Below are 16,672 nucleotides of genomic sequence, written 5' to 3' on the forward strand. Positions count from 1 at the left end.
AATGGCTTGAGGACCCTCAGTTCGGGACCCTCGTGAACCGGTCTGCGAAGATCGGGGAACCACCGCCTCCTCACCCCCGGCTGGAGCCCTCCCGATGACCACCCCCCGCCCCGACGCCCGCGGCACCGCCATCGGGGACACCCACCGGTCCCTGCGGGAGCAGGTGTACGTGGAGCTGCGCGAGCGGATCATCGAGGGCGACTACCCGGCGGGGCTGCGCCTCGTCGAGCGGGAGATCGCCGACGAGCTGCGGGTCTCCCGGGTGCCGGTGCGCGAGGCGATGCAGCGGCTCGAATCGGAGGGCTTCCTCTCGGTGCAGCCGCGCCGGGGCTCGGTGGTGGCGGGGTTCGGACCCGAGGACGCCGAGTACCTCTTCGACGTACGGGAGAACCTGGAGGGCCTGGCCGCGCGGCTCGCCGCCCGGCACGCGAGCCCCGCCCAGCTGCGGGACCTGGAGCGGCTCCTCGCCAGGGCCAGGAAGGCGGCGGAGACCGGGCGGCTCCGTGAGGCCGTCTCGCTCAACGCCGACTTCCACCGCCGGATCGTCGAGCTCTCCGGCAACCCACTCCTGGTGGACCTGATGGCCCCGCTCGACTCCCGGCTGCGCCGCCTCTTCCGGCTCACCTCGGCACAGTCGGACGGCGAGCCGATGTGCGGGGCGCACGAGCGGCTCTACGAGGCGGTCCGCGACGGCGACGAGGACGGCGCGGAGGCCCTGGCCCGCGCCCACGTCGCCGACACCCGCGCCTCGACGCAGCGGCTGCTCGCGGCCCTGACGGACGCCTCGTAGGGGTGTCTCCCCAGGATTCCGGGATGTCAGACACGCGGACGCACGGCGGCTACCGGACGGGCGGTCTGTGGGCCGCGGCGGGGGTCGCGTTCGGCGCGGTGGTGATCGGCTCGGGCCCGGCCCTGTTCGCCATGTTCGAGTACGACGAGCGGTGCACGCAGGGGCTGATCCGGGGCCCGGGCGAGCTGCTGCGGACGCGGAACCAGGCCTTCCCCCCGGCCACGGTCTGCGTGTTCGAGCGCGGAGAGGTCTCCTCCCTCGACCACTGGGCCGCCCTCGGCGCCCTGCTCTGGCTCGCCCTGGCGGTCCTGGTCGTCTGCCTGTTCGCGGCGCTCGTCGCGGACTGGTTCGAACCGCGCCCCGGCGGCCGCTGGGTGACGCCGCTGTCCCGCACCCAGAAGCTGCGCCGGACGGCGACGGCCCTCTTCGTGACGGGCTCCGTGTTCCTGATGCTGTACGCCCTGGCCGGCTGGAAGCTGCTCGCCGGACCCGCGTCGGCCTGTTCCAGGGGCGGGGACTGGCGGTTCAACCTGCCGAGGACGCTGGAGTACTCCTTCTTCCCGCCGCAGGCCACCTGCCGGTACACGAGCGGAATGACGTCCCGGCTCAACCCCGACTGGCTGCCCGCCCTCACGGCGCAGACGGCCGTTCCGGCGCTCCTCGCGGCGATCGGCTTCGCGCTGGCGTGGCGGCGCCTGCGCGAGGAGCGCCGGACGGCCGACCGGGGAGCCGGGCAGGTGCCCTAGCCCAGCTTCCGCAGTGCCCTCCGGACGGCGTCCAGGTCCGCGTCCGAGGCCAGCCCGGCGTGGTAGAGGCGCAGTTCGGTCGCGCCCGCGTCGCGGGCTCGCCCGGCGGTGTCGGCGAGCAGGTCGGGGGCGCCGCCCATGCCGGTGACCACGGACAGGTTCGCCGCGAGCACGGTGTCCGGGCGGGCGTGGGCCGCGAACTCCGCGACCCGCGGCGGGCGGGCGACCACGCCGTCCGCGAGGCGCAGGACGTGCGCCGGGTCCGTACCGGCGTCGGCACCGCAGCGGTACGGGTCGGGGTCGGCGTGCAGCAGGACGCGGAAGCCGGGCGGGGCGGCGGAGCGGACGGCGGCGACGGCGGCCTCCTGGAAGGTCCGGGCTGCCCGGGCGCGCCAGGCGAGGGCGGGGGCCTCCAGGGCGCCGAGCCCGCCCGCCGGTCCCGCGCCGCTCCACACCGGCTCCAGGGCGGCGCGCACGGCGGCGGCCAGCTCGTCGGGGTCGGCGCCCTCGTCCCCGTACCCCTCGCGGCAGGAGGGGCAGAAGCAGAGCGACATCAGGAGCTGCTCGCGCTCCCCCAGGGTGATCCCGGCGGTCTTGTCGTGGGCGTGCAGGTGGGCGAGGCCGTACCAGCCGCAGGACTCCAGTTCCGTGCCGGTCGCGCCGGGCCGGACGGCGGCCTCGGCGGCGAGGCCGACGAGGAGGGCGCGGACCTCGGGGCGGGCGATGCAGGGGGCCCACGGGTAGCGGTCGCCGTGGGCGTTGACGACGGATGTCTCGGGATGTTCCGCGCCGAGGCGGGAGTTGTGCGCGAGGACGACCCAGCTGTGCACGTCGAGGCCGGTGGCGGCGAGGGCCTCGGCGGCCCGTCCGTAGGCGTCGCCGGTCGCCCACTCCCCCGCCGGGTACGGGCGGAGCGCGCGGCCCGCCCAGCGGCCGGGGTCCGGCGGGTAGAGCACGGCGGCGTGCCCGGCGGTGACGATCCGGTGGGCCGGGTGACGGGGGCTCAGGGCCCGGGTGGAGTGGTAGGCGGCGGCGAGGGTGATCTGCGCGAGGCCGAGCTCGGCGAGGAGCCCGGGTGCGGCGGGGTCGCCGTCGACGTCCCAGGGGTAGAGGAAGGCTCCGGTTCTCACGCCCCGGCCTCCTCGAGGAGCGCCCGGGCGCGCTCGACGAGCAGCACGAGCGCGTCGACGTGCTCGGGGGCGGGCTCGCTGAGCGGGGGCCGCACCTCTCCCACGTCCAGACCGCCCCTGCGCACCGCCGCCTTGACGAGCGAGACGGCGTATCCCCGGCCCCGCTCGCGGAGTTCGACGAGCGGCCGGAAGAAGCCGTCGACGAGCAGGTCCACGGTGGTGTCGTCGCCCGAGGCGAGGGCGTGGTGGTAGGCGAGGGCGAGGTCGGGGGCGAAGCAGAAGACGGCGGAGGAGTAGAGGGTGACGCCGATGCCCCGGTAGGCGGCGCCGGTGAGTTCGGCGGTCGGCAGGCCGTTGAAGTAGAGCAGGTCGAGCCCCTCGGCGCGGACGGCGCTGACGATCCGCTGCATGAGGCCGAGGTCGCCGAGGCCGTCCTTGAGGCCGATGATGCCGTCGGTGCGGGCGAGGGCGACGGCGGTGTCGGGGGTGAGGACCGCGTTGTCCCGCTGGTAGACGATGACGTCGAGCGAGGTGGCGGCGGCGAGTTCGGTGTAGTGGCGGAGCAGCCCGGCCTGGTCGGCGACGACGAGGTAGGGGGGCATGGCGAGGAGTCCGTCGGCGCCGGCCTCCTCGGCGAGGCGCGCGTACCGGATCGCGAGCGCGGTGCCGTAGCCGGCGCCGGCGACGACGGGGACGCGGCCGGCGGTCTCCTCGACGGCGGCGGCGACGCAGTCCCGGAACTCCTCGGGGGTGAGGGCGTGGAACTCGCCGGTGCCGCAGCAGGCGAACACGGCCGCGGCGCCCGCGTCGACGCCGGCGCGGACGTGGGCGCGGAAGGTGCCGAGGTCGACGGATCCGTCGGGTGCGAAGGCGGTGACGGGGAAGAACAGCAGGCCGTCGAGCCGGCCGGCGAGCGGGGCAGTGGTCACGGGCGCTCCCAGGGAAGTCCGTCGTGCATAGTTATGACTTTCATCCATATGCATGAACGCTGACCTCACGCACGCTAGAGCAGCGCCGATCGGCTGGTCAAGGCGATTGCGCACCTGCGTCAAGGATCTTGACGCTCCGTCGGCAGCGTCCCTAGCGTGTCCACGGATGTGAATGCCGCTCACGAATGCCCCTCATGTGAATGCCGCTCGACGGAGGAGAACCGCTCCATGACCGCACCCCGCACCGTCCTGCTCACCGGCGCCGCCGGGGGCGTCGGCACGCTGATGCGGGAGCTGCTGCCCCCGTACGGCCACGAGCTCCGCCTGCTGGACGTCGCCCCCGTGCCCGGGGCCCCGGACGCGATCGTCGCCGACCTCGCGGACCGCGCGGCGCTGCGCGAGGCGGTCCGGGGCGTCGACGCGATCGTGCACCTGGCGGGCATCTCCCTGGAGTCCGACTTCGAGAAGATCATGGCCGCCAACATCGCCGGGACGTACAACCTGTACGAGGCCGCCCGCGAGGAGGGCGTCCGGCGCGTGGTCTTCGCCTCCAGCAACCACGCCGTCGGCTTCACCCGGCGCCCGCGCGACGGCGAGCCGCCGATCCCGGTCGACACCCCGCACCGGCCCGACACCTTCTACGGCCTCTCCAAGTGCTTCGGCGAGGACCTCGCGCAGCTCTACTGGGACCTGCACGGAGTCGAGACGGTCTCCCTGCGCATCGGCTCCTGCTTCCCGGAGCCCACCTCGGTGCGGATGCTCTCGATGTGGCTCAGCCCCGCCGACTGCGCCCGCCTCCTGCACGCGGCGCTCACGGCCGGGGAGGTGGCCCACACGGTCGTGTACGGCTCGTCCGCCAACACGCGCGCGTGGTGGGACCTCTCCACGGCCCGGGCGCTCGGCTACGCACCGCAGGACGACTCGGAGGCCTGGGCGGAGAAGGTCATCGCCGAGAAGGGCCTCCCGGCGGAGGGCAGCCCCGACGACCTCTACCTGGGCGGCCACTTCTGCGCGGACCCGCCCCGCTGGCCGCACTGAACGGGGTCCGCGGGACGTACGCAGGACCCGGCCGGACTGATACGGGGGAGCCGGCCGGGGCCCGGGCCACGGCGCGCGCTGGCGCACCCGACCGACTCACCGTAGGCCCGGCCGAAGATCATCGCGAGCCGCGGAACGCGGCACCTGTCCGGATTGCGCGGGGAGTTGGCGCAAAGAAGCACAAGGCCCCCGCGGACGCGCCCCCGGGCGCCCCGGCCACGGCCGGCCCGAGCGCCGCGGGCCCTTCTCTCGGCGGCCGGCCCGAGCGCCGCGTTTCCGTCGGCGCCCCGCCCGAGCGGCCCCCGGCGCTCCCGTCAGCGGCCCGCCCGGAGCGTCCGGGACGGTGCCTCGCCGAACCTCTCCCGGTAGCGGGCCGCGAACCGGCCCTGGTGGGCGAAGCCCCACCGCCAGGCCACCTCGCTCACGCTCACCTCGTCCGCGGCCGCCGCCCGCAGCTCCTCGTGGACCCGGTCGAGCCGGACCTCCCGGACGTACGCCATCGGCGACATCCCCACGTACTCACGGAAGGACTCCTGGAGGCGACGCACGCTCACCCGGGCCAGAGCGGCGAGTTCGGTGGTCGTGAACGGGTGCTCGGGGCGTTCCCGCACCGCGTCCATCACCCGCTTGACCGGGGCCGGGCGCCGCGCCTCCCCCGGGTGGACGAGCGCCTCGCGCCAGGGGTGCTCGGCGGCCAGGAGCAGCCCGTTGAGCAGCGCCTCCTGGAGGGGCCTGGCGACCAGCTCGTGCGTGGCGAGCCCCTCCCCGGCGAGCGCCTCGGCGGCGACCTGGCGGGCGAAGCGCACCCAGCTGAGCCCGGGGCCGCGCGTGATGTCCAGGCGGGGCGCGAAGACGAGCGGGCCGCGTGGCACCCGACCCATCAGCTGTTCGAGGCGGTCGCGCAGTTCGGCCGCCCCGACCTTCACGGACAGGGTCCGGCAGTCCCCGCTCCAGCGGTCGAGGAAGGTGTCCCCGGCCGGGTCGAGCAGCAGGGCCTCGCTCGGCGTCGCGACGACCCGGGAACCGCCGCCCTGGCGCATCTCCATGGTCCCGCTCAGCGGCGCGTTGAGGTGGTACGCGCCGAGCTCCCCGAAGCTCATCCGCACATCGGCCCCGCAGCTCAGGTCGCCGATGACCAGCGGCCCGAGCGCCACGGTGTCGAACCGCGCCGCGAAGGGACGCCGCTCCCGGTCGACGACGGCCATGCGGTTCGCGTAGTACCGCGCGTCGAGCTCCTCGCGCGCCTCGTCCACGTCCCGTGTCCGGAAAGAGCTCCCACCCATAGCACCCATCACGGCCCAAAGAATATTCGTATGACGAATCCGACCGGGATCGGCAGGATGCCCGTCATGCCACGACCCCATGGATTCAGCTACGAGCGGCGCCGCGACGGCTCGGTCGTCCTCACCCACCAGGGACGCGCCGCGGGCGTGCTGCGCGGCGGGCGGGCCGGGAAGTTCCTGGCGGAGGTGGAGGCGGGCGACGCCCAGCTGGTGATGGCCCGCTGGACGGGCGCGTACCGCTTCGGCAACGAACGGCAGGCCAGGAACCACCCGCGTAATCAACCCGGCCGAACCGCGCGCGGGTAAGGGAACGGCAAAGGGGCCCGGATCGTTAGCCCTGGCATGACCGCAATGACCCCCGGCTCGAACATCCCTCTCACCGCCGCACGCGTGGCGGTGGACGTGGCCGCCCCCGTGCGGCTCGACGTCTCGGGCCTGCTGCTCGGCGCCAACGGCAAGGTGCGCTCGGACGACGACTTCATCTTCTACAACCAGCCGGCCGGGCCCGGTGTCACCTACCGCTCCGGCGGCGGGGCCGCGCCCGACGCGATCCTGGTGGACACCGGCGCCGTCCCGGCCGGCATCGAGAGGATCGTCGTCACCGCGAGCCCGGACGCCGCGGGCCAGACCTTCCAGGGCATCGAGCCCACCGCCACCATCCGGAACGCGGACGACGGCAGCGTGCTCGCCACCTTCACCCCGCCGCGGCTGGCCACGGAGACGGCGCTGGTGGTCGTCGAGATCTATCTGCGCAACGGCGCGTGGAAGGCCCGCGCCGTGGGCCAGGGGTACGCGAACGGGCTGGCCGGCATCGCGACCGACTTCGGCGTCTCGGTGGACGAGGAGCCCGCCGCCGCACAGGCCCCCGCGCCCGTAGCCCCGCCCGTCGCCGCCGCCCCCGTCGCCCCGCCGGCCCCGCCCGCGCCGCCCGTCGCCCCGGTGGACCCGCGCGTCGCGGCCCCGGTGCCCCCCGTCCCGGCCGCTCCCCCGGCCGCTGCCGCCGCCCCCGTCTCCACCGGCAAGATCAACCTCGACAAGGGCCGGGTCAGCCTCCAGAAGAACCAGACGGTGTCCCTGGTCAAGGGCGGCCGTCCGCTGCTCTCCCAGGTCAAGATGGGCCTCGGCTGGGAGCCCGCCTTCCGGGGCAAGGACATCGACCTGGACGCCTCCGTCATCGCGTACGGCCCGCAGCGCAACCACCTGGACAGCTGCTACTTCGGCAAGCTGACCATCCTGGGCGGCTCGGTGAAGCACTCCGGCGACAACCTCACCGGCGAGGGCGCGGGCGACGACGAGGTGATCACGGTCGACCTCGGCAGGCTCCCGGCCGACACCACCGGCCTGGTCTTCACGGTCAACTCCTTCTCCGGCCAGAAGTTCACCGAGGTCGCCAAGGCCTACTGCCGGCTGATCGACGCGGCGACGGGCGAGGAGCTGGTCCGCTTCGACCTGACCGGTGCCGAGCCGCAGACCGGCGTGATGATGGCCAAGCTGATCAAGCAGTTCTCCGGCGAGTGGGAGATGACGGCGATGGGCGAGTTCGTGAAGTCGCGGACCGTCCGGGGCATGGTGAAGCCGGCCGCCCAGGCGCTCTGAGCGGCCGGGCCCCCTCAGAACAGCGCGCTGTAGGCGTTGAGGGCGGGCTGGCCGCCGAGGTGGGCGTAGAGCACGGTCGAGTCCCGGCCGATCTCTCCCCGGTCCACCAGGTCGACCAGACCCGCCATCGACTTCCCCTCGTAGACGGGGTCGGTGACCATGCCCTCGGTGCGGGCGGCGAGCCGCATCGCGTCGAGGGTGGTCTCGTCCGGGACGCCGTACACCCCGGCGTGGTAGCGCTCGTCCAGCTCGACGTCGGCCGCCGTCACCTCGCGCTCGACGCCGATGAGCGCGGCGGTGTTCCGGGCGATCCGGGTGATCTGCTCGTGGGTCGGGACGGGCTTCGCGGAGGCGTCGATCCCGATGATCCGGCGGGCCGGTCCACCCTCCTCGGCGAGCGCGGCGAAGCCCGCGACCATGCCGGCCTGGGTGGAGCCGGTCACCGAGCAGACGACGACCGTGTCGAAGAAGACGCCGAGCTCCCGCTCCTGCCCGGCCACCTCGTAGGCCCAGTTCGCGAAGCCGAGGCCGCCGAGCGGGTGGTCGGAGGCGCCCGCCGGGATCGCGTACGGCTTCCCGCCGCCCTCCTCGACCTCCCGCAGGGCCTGCTCCCAGCTCTCCTTGAAGCCGATGCCGAACCCGGCCTTCACCAGGCGCACGTCGGCGCCCGCGAGGCGGCTGATGAGGATGTTGCCGACCTTGTCGTAGACGGAGTCGGGCCAGTCGACCCAGCTCTCCTGGACGAGGACGCACTTCAGTCCGGCGCGGGCGGCGACGGCGGCGACCTGGCGGGTGTGGTTGGACTGGACCCCGCCGATGGAGACGAGCGTGTCGCAGCCCTGGGCGAGGGCGTCGGCGACCAGGTACTCCAGCTTGCGGGTCTTGTTCCCGCCGTACGCGACACCGGAGTTGCAGTCCTCGCGCTTGGCCCAGAGGGCGGCGCCGCCGAGGTGGTGGGTGAGCCGTTCGAGCGGGTGGAGCGGGGAGGGCCCGAAGAGGAGCGGGTAGCGGTCGAAGTCGGTGATCGGCAAAGCGGCTCCCGGTGGGTGCGGCGACGGGTCGACGGTCCTGGACGCGCTGCGGCGCTACGAGTCCGCCGGGGCCACGGGCGCGGGGCGCACGGCGGCGAAGGCCTCGGGCGCTGCGGGTTCCCCGGCTCCGGCCCCGGCCCCGGCTCCGGCCCCAGCTCCGACCCCAGCTCCAGCTCCAGCTCCAGCTCCGGCCCCGGCCCCGGGGATGCCGGTGACCTCGGCCACCTCGATGGCGTCGTCCGCGAGCTGTTCGAGCGCGGCCCAGATCTCCGTGGTGACCCGCACGGCCGCCTCCGCGTCCCCCGCCGCGCACGCCTCGATGAGCCGGGCGTGGAGTTCGGCCGATCCGCAGCTGCCGGAGTCGCCGAAGAGCCGCCGCTCGACGCGGCGGATCAGGGGGGTGTACCGCGCGATCGTGGCGGCGGCGGCGTGGTTGCCGCTGGCGACGACGAGGACCTGGTGGAGCTCGTCGTCGGCGTCCAGGGCGGCTTCCACGTCCGAGGCGCGGACGGCCGCCGCGAAACGCTCGTTGGCCTCGCGCATGGTCCGGATGCCCTCGGGGCCGAGCAGGGGCACGCCGGTCCTGGCGGCGAGCTCGTGCATCACCCGCACCACCGAGGCGGCGTCCCGGACGACCCGGCTGACGGGCCGGGTGACCCGGGTGTAGCTCTGCGGCTTGGACTCGACGAGGCCCTCGTCGCCGAGCCGGGCCAGGGCCTCGCGCACGGGTGCGCGCGAGAGCCCGAGCCGTTCGGCGAGATCGGCGTCCTTCAGCGAGGCGCCGGGGGCGAGGTCGCCGCGCACGATGGCCTCGCGCAGCGCCTCGTACGCCCGGTCACGCAGCAGGGTCCGGCCCACGGGCCGCAGTGCGTCCATGGACTGGCATGTTAGATGTCAGTCCATGGACCTGACCAGTGGTCAGTTCAGGCCTCAACGACGGGGCTGGCGGCGCCAGGGACCGGTGATCGCCACCATGATGCCCGGGTCCTGGATGTTGGCGAACAGCGTGTCGCCGTCGGGCGAGAAGGTCACGCCGGTGAACTCGCTGTCGTTGAAGTCGTTGCGGGCGATCGGGTACGTGCGGCCCGAGTCGGTCGCGCCGAAGAGGTGCTGGACGCCCTCGCCGTCCTCGGCGATGACCAGCCCGCCGTACGGGGAGACGGTGATGTTGTCGGGGCCGTCGAAGGCGCCGTCCTCGTCCGGGGCCGTGTTCACGCCGAGGAGCACCTTGAGGGTGAGGGTGCGGCGCTTCGGGTCGTAGAACCAGACCTGGCCGTCGTGCGCGGTGCCCGGGCTCTCCTCGCGCGCGTAGGAGGAGACGACGTAGGCGCCGCCGTCGGCCCACCACATGCCCTCCAGCTTGCGGGCGCGGGTGACCTGGCCGTCCGTGAACTGCTTGCGGACGGAGGTGGTGCGGCCGTCGCGGTCGGGGACGTCGACCCAGTCGACGCCGTAGACGGTGCCGATCCGGGTGGCGCGGGACAGGTCGTCCACGAAGCGGCCCGAGGAGTCGATGCACTTGAAGGCCTGGAGCACGCCGGCGTCGTCGGCGAGGGTACGGAGCTTCCCGCGGCCGTGCTCGAAGTCCTGCGGCGGCACCCAGCGGAAGAGCAGCCCGTTGGGGCCGGAGGCGTCCTCGGTGAGGTAGGCGTGGCCGTGCTTCGGGTCGACGACGACGGCCTCGTGGGCGTAGCGGCCGAAGGCCTTGACCGGCTTCGGGGCGAGGTTGGCGCGGCGGTCGTGCGGGTCGACCTCGAAGATGTAGCCGTGGTCCTTGGTCATGCCGTTCTTGCCGGCGAGGTCCTCGGTCTCCTCGCCGGTCAGCCAGGTGCCCCAGGCGGTGCGGCCGCCCGCGCAGTTGGTGGAGGTGCCGGCGAGGCCGACCCACTCGGCGACGGTGCCGTCGCGGTGCACCTCGACGACGGTGCAGCCGCCGGCCGCGGCCGGGTCGTAGACGAGCCCCTCGGTGAGCGGGACGGGGTGGGCCCACTTGTCGCGGGGACCCTTGAGCTCGTGGTTGTTGACCAGGTACGTGGCGCCGCGCGGCCCGGCGAAGGCGGCGGTGCCGTCGTGGTTGGACGGCGTGAACTCGCCCGACTCGAGGCGGGTCACGCCGCTGTGGGTGACGACGCTGTACGAGAACCCTTCGGGCAGGGCGAGCATCCCGTCGGGGTCGGCGACCAGGGGGCCGTAGCCGAGGGCGTGCCCGTGGCCGTGCTCGTGGCCCGCTCCGTACGCCTCCGGCTCGTCGGACGCGAGCGCCTCGGGCGCGGTGGCGAGAGCCCCGACGGCACCGGTGAGGGCGAGGCCCGCACCGGCGACGGCGGACTGCTTGGTGAACTCTCTGCGGTTGAGAGGCATGGTGGTGGGGTCTCCCTGTGGTGGCCGGATCTCGCGGGCCACCCTCCCGCGCCTCCGCGAACACCGCCTGAACTCCACGGGAACACCGCCGGGCATCCCGCACGGGACACCCGTCGCCGGCGCCCGTGCGGCCGGCGACCCCGGGTCAGGAACCCGAACGGGAGCGGGCCTTGAAGGCGGCCTTGCGGGCCTCCTTCGCGACGGTCTTGTCCCGGTGCAGGCGGCCCATCGCCTCCAGGACCTCCGCCGTCGCCGGGTGCTCGACCCGCCAGGCCGCCTCGAAGAAGCCGCCGTGGCGGCCGGTGAGGCCCTCGATCAGCTCCTGGAGCTCCTCCAGGTCTCCGTCCGAGTCGATCTGGGCCGCGATGGTGTCGATCGCCAGCCAGAAGATCATGGACTCCGGCGGCGCGGGCACGTCCGCCGCGCCGCGCTCGGCGAGCCAGACCCGCGCGAGGCCGCCGAGTTCCGCGTCGTCGAGGACCTCCCGCACGGCGGGCTCCGCCTCGGCGCCGACCAGGGAGAGCGTCTGCTGGCAGTGGAGGCGGCGGAGCGGGGAGCCGGCGTCGGCGCCCCGGGCGGCGTGCAGCAGCTCGCGGGCGGCACCGAGCGCGTCGCGGCCGGCCAGCCACGCGGCGGTCTCCTCGCGGGCCGCGGCCTCCGGGTAGCCGGCGATGCCGTCGAGGAGCGCGTCGGCGCCCTTGTCCGTCAGGTCGCCGACGGCGGGCGCGTCGACGCCGGCCTCCAGCATCCGGGCCCGGACGCCGTAGAGCCCGAGCGGGGTGAGCCGGACCATGCCGTAGCGGGTGACGTCCTCGTCGTCGACGGGCGGCGCGGGCTCCTCGCCCTCCTCGGCCATCAGGGCCTCGTCGACGGGCTGGTACTCGACGAGTCCGATCGGTTCGAGCAGCCGGAACTGCTCGTCGAGCCGCATCATCGCGTCCGAGACCTGCTCCAGGACGTCGTCGGTGGGCTCGCCCATGTCGTCGGGGACGACCATCGACGCGGCGAGCGCGGGCAGCGGTACGGGGCCTTCGCCGGCTCCGCCCTCGCTGACGGTCAGCAGGTAGAGGTTGCCGAGGACGCCCTCCAGGAACTCGGCCTCGACCTCGGGGTCCCAGTCGAGCGCGTCGAAGTCGATCTCGCCGTCCTCGCCGACGATCGCGTCCAGGTCGTCGAGGACGGGGGCGACGGCGTCGGCGAAGACGGCGTCGAAACCGTCCAGCCAGAGGCCGAGGACGTCCTGCGGCGAACCGCCCGTGACCAGCGCGAGGTTCTCGCCGGGACCGGCCCGCCCGGGAAGGTCCTCGTCCTCGGCGCCCTGCGGGGCCTCCCCGTCCTCGACGGCGACGAGACCGGTGTCGACGGCGAGCCGCCAGGCGTCGCCGGCCCAGGTCTCGCCGTCCTCGTCGTCGGCGAGGCCGAGGACCTCGGCGGCCTCGGGGAGTTGTTCGTCGACGAGTTCGCCGCCCGCGTCGACCCGGGTCTCGGGCCCGGCCCAGCGGGCGAGGCGTACCGCCTGGGCGAGGAGGGGGGCGGCCAGGGCGTCCCGCGCCAGCTCCGCGTCCGCACGCAGCCGAACGGGGGGAAGGGTGGGGTGCTCCGCTGACATCTGGGGGGTCTCCTCGACGCGTGCGTGGGTGAAGGGGAAAGGGGCTCGACGAGCGGTCCTCAGGGTAGACGCATCCGGGGCCCCGTCCGTCGGTTCACGGTTCCGTCAGCCTTCGTACACCCGTCGACTCTTGACAAGTGCACTGCTCTCGCAAGAGATTGACGCGCGTAGATTCATCTGCCGATCCTCCAAGCACCCTCGGAGCCTCTGATGTCTTCGTCCATACCGAGATTCGCCGCGGTCTCCGCCGTCGTCGCGTCCGCCCTCGCCGCCGGTCTCCTCGCGGGTTCGTCGAGCGCCGCCGCGGAGAGCACCGCCGCCGAGAGCGCCGCCGCCGGCGTCCGCGTCCACGACATCCAGGGCACGACGCGCGTCTCCCCCCTCGTCGGCAAGCAGGTCACCGGCGTGACGGGCATCGTCACCGGCGTCCGCACCTACGGCTCGCGCGGATTCTGGATCCAGGACCCCGAGGCGGACGCGGATCCGGCCACCAGCGAGGGCATCTTCGTCTTCACCAGCTCCGTCCCGACCGTCGCCGTCGGCGACGCGGTCAGCCTGAACGGCACGGTCACCGAGTACGTCCCCGGCGGCCTGAACTCGGGCAACCAGTCGCTGACCCAGATCTCCAAGCCCGTCGTCACCGTGGTGTCGAAGGGCAACCCGGTCCCGGCCCCGGTGACGATCTCGGCCTGGTCGGTCCCCGAGGAGTACACCCCGGCGGGCGACCCGGCCGCGGGCGGCTCGATCAACGGCCTGACGCTGGACCCCGAGACGTACGCCCTGGACTACTACGAGTCCCTGGAGGGCACCAACGTCCGGATCGACTCCTCGCGGGTGGTCGGCGCCACCGACCCGTACGCGGAGCTCTGGGTGACGGTGAAGCCCTGGGAGAACGACGACGAGCGCGGCGGCACGGTCTACGGCTCGTACGAGTCGCAGAACACCGGCCGGCTCCAGATCCAGTCGCTGACCCCGCTGGCCCAGCAGCCGTTCCCGAAGGCGAACGTGGGCGACCGGCTGACCGGCACCACCGAGGGCCCGCTCGACTTCAACCAGTTCGGCGGCTACACGCTGACCGCCCGCACGCTCGGCACGGTCGTCGACGAGGGCCTGGAGCGCGAGACCACGGACAAGCAGCACAAGAACGAGCTGGCCGTGGCGACGTACAACGTCGAGAACCTCGACCCGTCCGACCCGCAGGAGAAGTTCGACGCGCTCGCGAAGGCGGTCGTCGACAACCTCGCCTCGCCCGACATCGTCGCCCTGGAGGAGATCCAGGACAACAACGGCGCCAAGAACGACGGCACGGTCGCCGCCGACCAGACGGTGAAGAAGTTCACGGACGCGATCGTGGCGGCCGGCGGTCCGGCGTACGAGTGGCGCTCGATCGACCCGCAGAACGGCAAGGACGGCGGCGAGCCCGGCGGCAACATCCGTCAGGTCTTCCTCTTCAACCCCGAGCGGGTCTCCTTCACGGACCGCGCGGGCGGCGACGCGACCACCGCCACCGCCGTCACGGGCACGAAGGGCCACGCCGCGCTGACCCTCTCCCCCGGCCGCGTCGACCCGGCGAACGCCGCCTGGGAGTCCAGCCGCAAGCCGCTCGCGGGCGAGTTCGTCTTCCGCGGCCGCACGGTCTTCGTGATCGCCAACCACTTCGGCTCGAAGGGCGGCGACGAGTCCATCGTCTCGCACCACCAGCCGCCGAACCGTTCCTCCGACGCCAAGCGGCTGCTCCAGGCGCAGGCCGTCAACGCCTTCGTGAAGGACATCGTCGCGGTCGACAAGCAGGCCGACGTCCTCGTCGTCGGTGACATCAACGACTTCGAGTTCTCCGGGACGACGCAGGCGCTGACGGACGGCGGCGCGCTGTACCCGGCCGTGAAGTCGCTGCCGCTCAGCGAGCGCTACTCGTACGTGTACCAGGGCAACAGCCAGGTCCTCGACCAGATCCTGACCAGCCCGGGCGTCCACCACTTCGAGTACGACAGCGTCCACATCAACGCGGAGTTCGCCGACCAGGACAGCGACCACGACCCGCAGGTCCTGCGTTTCCGCCCGTAACCGCGGAACGCCCCGGTCACACGCCCGCGCTCAGACTGAGCGCGGGCGTGTACCGCCGCACCCGGCCGCCCACGAGCCCCGGGTGGTGGTGCACCCGCTTCCAGGCCTCGCTCAGCCGGGCGTCGTCCGCCGACCACTCCGCATGGGCCTGCCCGCTCTCCCACTCGGCGTAGTTCAGGACCCGGCCGCCGTCGGTGGACAGATGGAACTGGGCGCTGATCCCGCCGGACGCCGACCGCGTCGCCGCGTCCTCGTCCAGGGCGGCGAACACGGTGTCCACCCAGTCCTCCCGCTGCCCCGCGCCGAGCCCGTCGAAGTCGGCTTCGACGACCACGACGACCCCGGGCAGCTCCCCCGTGCCCGTCCCGCCGCGGACGGCGGAACGGTGGATCGGCGCGTAGCGGCGGAGCTCCACCCGCTCGATGCCGGGCACGGCGGCGTCGATCTCGGCGTTCCGGTCGTCGCGGTAGGTGCGGACGAAGTCGTCGTAGGCCTGCTGCTCGGTCCACTGCGAGTAGTGCAGCAGCGTGTCCCCGTCGGTCCCGATGGCGACGCTGTACGAGAGCAGGCCGAGGTCCGGCCACGCGCGGCTCTCCCAGGCCGTCCGGATGGCCTCGACGGCGGCGCGCTGGCGCTCGGGGGTACCGACCTTCCAGGTGCTGACGAGGACGGCGCCGACCCCGGGCCGGTGGAGGTCGGGACGGGCATCGGGGCGTGCGACGGCGTTCATGGAGTGTCTCCTCCTGGTCGGTTCGGATGGCTCGACCCTCCCTCCTCAACCTTGCTTGAGGTCAAGGGGTTTCCCTGTGCGAGACTTCGCGCCATGATCCTTCGCCCCGCCACCCGCACCGAACTGCCCGCCGTCCTCGCCCTGCTCGCCGACGAGGACAGGGTCGTGGACCCCGGCTCGGTCGTCGTCACCGAGGCGTACGAGCGGGCCTTCGCGGACATCGAGGGCGATCCGCGCAACGAGATGCTGGTCCTGGTCGACGGTGACCTGGTGGTGGGCTGCCTCCAGGCCACGTACATCCCGGGGCTCGGCAAGGGCGGCGCCGAGCGGGCCCTGATCGAGGCGGTCCGGATCAGGGCCGACCGGCGCGGCGGCGGGCTCGGCCGGGAGCTGATGGAGCGGGCCGTGGCGCGGGCGAAGGAGCGCGGCTGCGCGCTCGTCCAGCTGACCAGCAACAAGCAGCGGACGGAGGCCCACCGCTTCTACGCCTCGCTGGGCTTCGCGCGCAGCCACGACGGCTTCAAGCGGGCGCTCTAGCCGAGCAGGTGCCCGCCGCCGTCGACGAGGAGTACCTCGCCGGTGATGTACGAGGCGTGGGCCAGGTCGAAGACGGCTCCGGCGATGTCCTCGGGGCGGCCGACCCGGCGCAGCGGGACGACCCCGGCCACGTGTTCCTTGGCGGCTTCGGCGCCCTCCACCCCGTCGAACCAGGGGGTGTCGATGAGTCCGGGCGCGACCGCGTTGACGCGGATGTCGGGTCCGAGGGTCTTGGCGAGGAGCTTCGTCATGTGGTTGACGGCGGCCTTGGAGACGGCGTACGGGATGGAGCTGCCGCCCGGCCGTACGCCGGCCTGGGAGGAGACGGTCACGATGCTGCCGCGGGTCTTCCGCAGGTGGGGGACGGCGGCCGTGACGGTCTGCCAGACGCCGATGACGTTGACGTCGTAGAGGTGGCGCCAGACCTCGGGCGAGGCGGCTTCGAGGTCGTCGTGCGGGATGAACCGGGTGGTGCCCGCGCAGTTGACGAGGAGGTCGAGGCGGCCGTACGCCTCCACCGCGGCCTCGACGAGGGCCGTGGCCTGGGTCTCGTCGGAGACGTCGGCCTGTACGTAGACGGCGTCCGGCAGTTCGGCGGCGAGGGCCTTGCCCGCTTCGACCGACCGCGCGGAGTTGACGACGACCCGGAAGCCGGCGTCGGCGAGCCGTCGGGCGACGGCTGCTCCGATGCCCGAGGACGAGCCGGTGACGAGTGCGACGCGCTGTTCGCTCATGCTGTGCTGTTCTCCATGTCCCCCTGTCGCGCCCGGCCGATCATGCCAGACGACCATCGTTCACAGAAACTGAATTCTCGAACCAAGCAGATCT

Annotated in this window: 16 protein-coding genes; 7 read left to right on the top strand and 9 right to left on the bottom strand. The window is 73.5% G+C overall.

From position 1 onward, the window contains the following. Nucleotides 1-94 precede the first annotated feature (94 nt). Together ACN9M0_RS08065 and ACN9M0_RS08070 are read left to right on the top strand one after the other, a co-directional pair. Nucleotides 95-790 (top strand): GntR family transcriptional regulator, encoded by a 696-nt coding sequence (locus tag ACN9M0_RS08065; RefSeq protein ID WP_366037268.1) that lies wholly within the window; start codon nucleotides 95-97, stop codon nucleotides 788-790. Nucleotides 791-813: 23 nt separating this feature from the next. Then, nucleotides 814-1,536 carry a hypothetical protein gene (locus ACN9M0_RS08070; protein ID WP_426403358.1) on the top strand — a complete coding sequence of 241 codons (723 nt, stop codon included), beginning with the start codon at nucleotides 814-816 and terminating at the stop codon, nucleotides 1,534-1,536. On the opposite strand, the gene ACN9M0_RS08075 is transcribed toward ACN9M0_RS08070, so the two are convergent. Together ACN9M0_RS08075 and ACN9M0_RS08080 are read right to left on the bottom strand one after the other, a co-directional pair. Next, on the bottom strand, nucleotides 1,533-2,666 hold the full coding sequence (locus ACN9M0_RS08075; RefSeq protein WP_366037266.1) for a hypothetical protein: 1,134 nt from the start codon (nucleotides 2,664-2,666) through the stop codon (nucleotides 1,533-1,535). The genes ACN9M0_RS08070 and ACN9M0_RS08075 overlap by 4 nt on opposite strands. Further along, nucleotides 2,663-3,595, bottom strand: coding sequence for a 5-dehydro-4-deoxyglucarate dehydratase (locus tag ACN9M0_RS08080; RefSeq protein ID WP_366037265.1), 933 nt, complete (start codon nucleotides 3,593-3,595; stop codon nucleotides 2,663-2,665). Before ACN9M0_RS08080 ends, ACN9M0_RS08075 begins: the two co-directional genes overlap by 4 nt. Before the next feature lie 228 nt (nucleotides 3,596-3,823). Between ACN9M0_RS08080 and ACN9M0_RS08085 the strand changes: the two genes are divergently transcribed. Beyond that, nucleotides 3,824-4,633, top strand: coding sequence for an NAD-dependent epimerase/dehydratase family protein (locus tag ACN9M0_RS08085; RefSeq protein WP_366037264.1), 810 nt, complete (start codon nucleotides 3,824-3,826; stop codon nucleotides 4,631-4,633). Nucleotides 4,634-4,947: 314 nt separating this feature from the next. On the opposite strand, the gene ACN9M0_RS08090 is transcribed toward ACN9M0_RS08085, so the two are convergent. After that, a complete protein-coding gene (locus tag ACN9M0_RS08090; protein ID WP_366037263.1) occupies nucleotides 4,948-5,886 on the bottom strand; it encodes an AraC family transcriptional regulator in 939 nt (312 codons plus the stop codon). A gap of 96 nt (nucleotides 5,887-5,982) precedes the next feature. On the opposite strand from ACN9M0_RS08090, the gene ACN9M0_RS08095 reads away from it, so the two are divergent. Then, nucleotides 5,983-6,222 carry a hypothetical protein gene (locus tag ACN9M0_RS08095; protein WP_366037262.1) on the top strand — a complete coding sequence of 80 codons (240 nt, stop codon included), beginning with the start codon at nucleotides 5,983-5,985 and terminating at the stop codon, nucleotides 6,220-6,222. A 36-nt stretch (nucleotides 6,223-6,258) separates the two neighbouring features. Further along, on the top strand, nucleotides 6,259-7,512 hold the full coding sequence (locus ACN9M0_RS08100) for a TerD family protein (protein ID WP_399696381.1): 1,254 nt from the start codon (nucleotides 6,259-6,261) through the stop codon (nucleotides 7,510-7,512). Between the two features lie 14 nt (nucleotides 7,513-7,526). Here ACN9M0_RS08100 and ACN9M0_RS08105 read toward each other — a convergent pair whose 3' ends face one another. The 4 genes from ACN9M0_RS08105 to ACN9M0_RS08120 form a co-directional block, all read right to left on the bottom strand. After that, nucleotides 7,527-8,543, bottom strand: a complete 1,017-nt coding sequence (locus ACN9M0_RS08105) for a 1-aminocyclopropane-1-carboxylate deaminase (RefSeq protein WP_366037260.1) — start codon at nucleotides 8,541-8,543, stop codon at nucleotides 7,527-7,529. A 54-nt stretch (nucleotides 8,544-8,597) separates the two neighbouring features. Beyond that, a complete protein-coding gene (locus tag ACN9M0_RS08110) occupies nucleotides 8,598-9,419 on the bottom strand; it encodes a GntR family transcriptional regulator (RefSeq protein WP_426403359.1) in 822 nt (273 codons plus the stop codon). Nucleotides 9,420-9,473: 54 nt separating this feature from the next. Further along, entirely contained in the window at nucleotides 9,474-10,904 is a 1,431-nt protein-coding gene (locus ACN9M0_RS08115; protein WP_366037258.1) for an alkaline phosphatase PhoX, read from the bottom strand. Nucleotides 10,905-11,049: 145 nt separating this feature from the next. Further along, the gene (locus tag ACN9M0_RS08120; protein WP_426403360.1) at nucleotides 11,050-12,513 is read right to left on the bottom strand and encodes a hypothetical protein; all 1,464 of its coding nucleotides are present in this window, start codon (nucleotides 12,511-12,513) and stop codon (nucleotides 11,050-11,052) included. A gap of 210 nt (nucleotides 12,514-12,723) precedes the next feature. Between ACN9M0_RS08120 and ACN9M0_RS08125 the strand changes: the two genes are divergently transcribed. After that, entirely contained in the window at nucleotides 12,724-14,577 is a 1,854-nt protein-coding gene (locus ACN9M0_RS08125) for an endonuclease/exonuclease/phosphatase family protein (protein WP_366037256.1), read from the top strand. 16 nt (nucleotides 14,578-14,593) lie between these two features. On the opposite strand, the gene ACN9M0_RS08130 is transcribed toward ACN9M0_RS08125, so the two are convergent. Beyond that, nucleotides 14,594-15,307 carry an antibiotic biosynthesis monooxygenase gene (locus tag ACN9M0_RS08130; protein WP_366037255.1) on the bottom strand — a complete coding sequence of 238 codons (714 nt, stop codon included), beginning with the start codon at nucleotides 15,305-15,307 and terminating at the stop codon, nucleotides 14,594-14,596. A gap of 93 nt (nucleotides 15,308-15,400) precedes the next feature. On the opposite strand from ACN9M0_RS08130, the gene ACN9M0_RS08135 reads away from it, so the two are divergent. Continuing rightward, on the top strand, nucleotides 15,401-15,844 hold the full coding sequence (locus ACN9M0_RS08135; RefSeq protein ID WP_366037254.1) for a GNAT family N-acetyltransferase: 444 nt from the start codon (nucleotides 15,401-15,403) through the stop codon (nucleotides 15,842-15,844). Here the strand turns inward: ACN9M0_RS08135 and ACN9M0_RS08140 are convergent. Beyond that, nucleotides 15,841-16,578, bottom strand: coding sequence for an SDR family NAD(P)-dependent oxidoreductase (locus tag ACN9M0_RS08140; protein ID WP_426403361.1), 738 nt, complete (start codon nucleotides 16,576-16,578; stop codon nucleotides 15,841-15,843). The two genes, ACN9M0_RS08135 and ACN9M0_RS08140, sit on opposite strands and share 4 nt — an antisense overlap. Nucleotides 16,579-16,672: the final 94 nt, after the last annotated feature.

Source organism: Streptomyces sp. R-07 (assembly GCF_049913175.1).
Lineage (GTDB): Bacteria > Actinomycetota > Actinomycetes > Streptomycetales > Streptomycetaceae > Streptomyces.

Coding starts and splice junctions, on each gene's coding strand:
- ACN9M0_RS08065 (WP_366037268.1), top strand. CDS start 95: ATGACCACCCCCCGCCCCGACGCCCGCGGCACCGCCATCGGGGACACC.
- ACN9M0_RS08070 (WP_426403358.1), top strand. CDS start 814: ATGTCAGACACGCGGACGCACGGCGGCTACCGGACGGGCGGTCTGTGG.
- ACN9M0_RS08085 (WP_366037264.1), top strand. CDS start 3,824: ATGACCGCACCCCGCACCGTCCTGCTCACCGGCGCCGCCGGGGGCGTC.
- ACN9M0_RS08095 (WP_366037262.1), top strand. CDS start 5,983: ATGCCACGACCCCATGGATTCAGCTACGAGCGGCGCCGCGACGGCTCG.
- ACN9M0_RS08100 (WP_399696381.1), top strand. CDS start 6,259: ATGACCGCAATGACCCCCGGCTCGAACATCCCTCTCACCGCCGCACGC.
- ACN9M0_RS08110 (WP_426403359.1), bottom strand. CDS start 9,419: ATGGACGCACTGCGGCCCGTGGGCCGGACCCTGCTGCGTGACCGGGCG.
- ACN9M0_RS08115 (WP_366037258.1), bottom strand. CDS start 10,904: ATGCCTCTCAACCGCAGAGAGTTCACCAAGCAGTCCGCCGTCGCCGGT.
- ACN9M0_RS08120 (WP_426403360.1), bottom strand. CDS start 12,513: ATGTCAGCGGAGCACCCCACCCTTCCCCCCGTTCGGCTGCGTGCGGAC.
- ACN9M0_RS08125 (WP_366037256.1), top strand. CDS start 12,724: ATGTCTTCGTCCATACCGAGATTCGCCGCGGTCTCCGCCGTCGTCGCG.
- ACN9M0_RS08130 (WP_366037255.1), bottom strand. CDS start 15,307: ATGAACGCCGTCGCACGCCCCGATGCCCGTCCCGACCTCCACCGGCCC.
- ACN9M0_RS08135 (WP_366037254.1), top strand. CDS start 15,401: ATGATCCTTCGCCCCGCCACCCGCACCGAACTGCCCGCCGTCCTCGCC.
- ACN9M0_RS08140 (WP_426403361.1), bottom strand. CDS start 16,578: ATGAGCGAACAGCGCGTCGCACTCGTCACCGGCTCGTCCTCGGGCATC.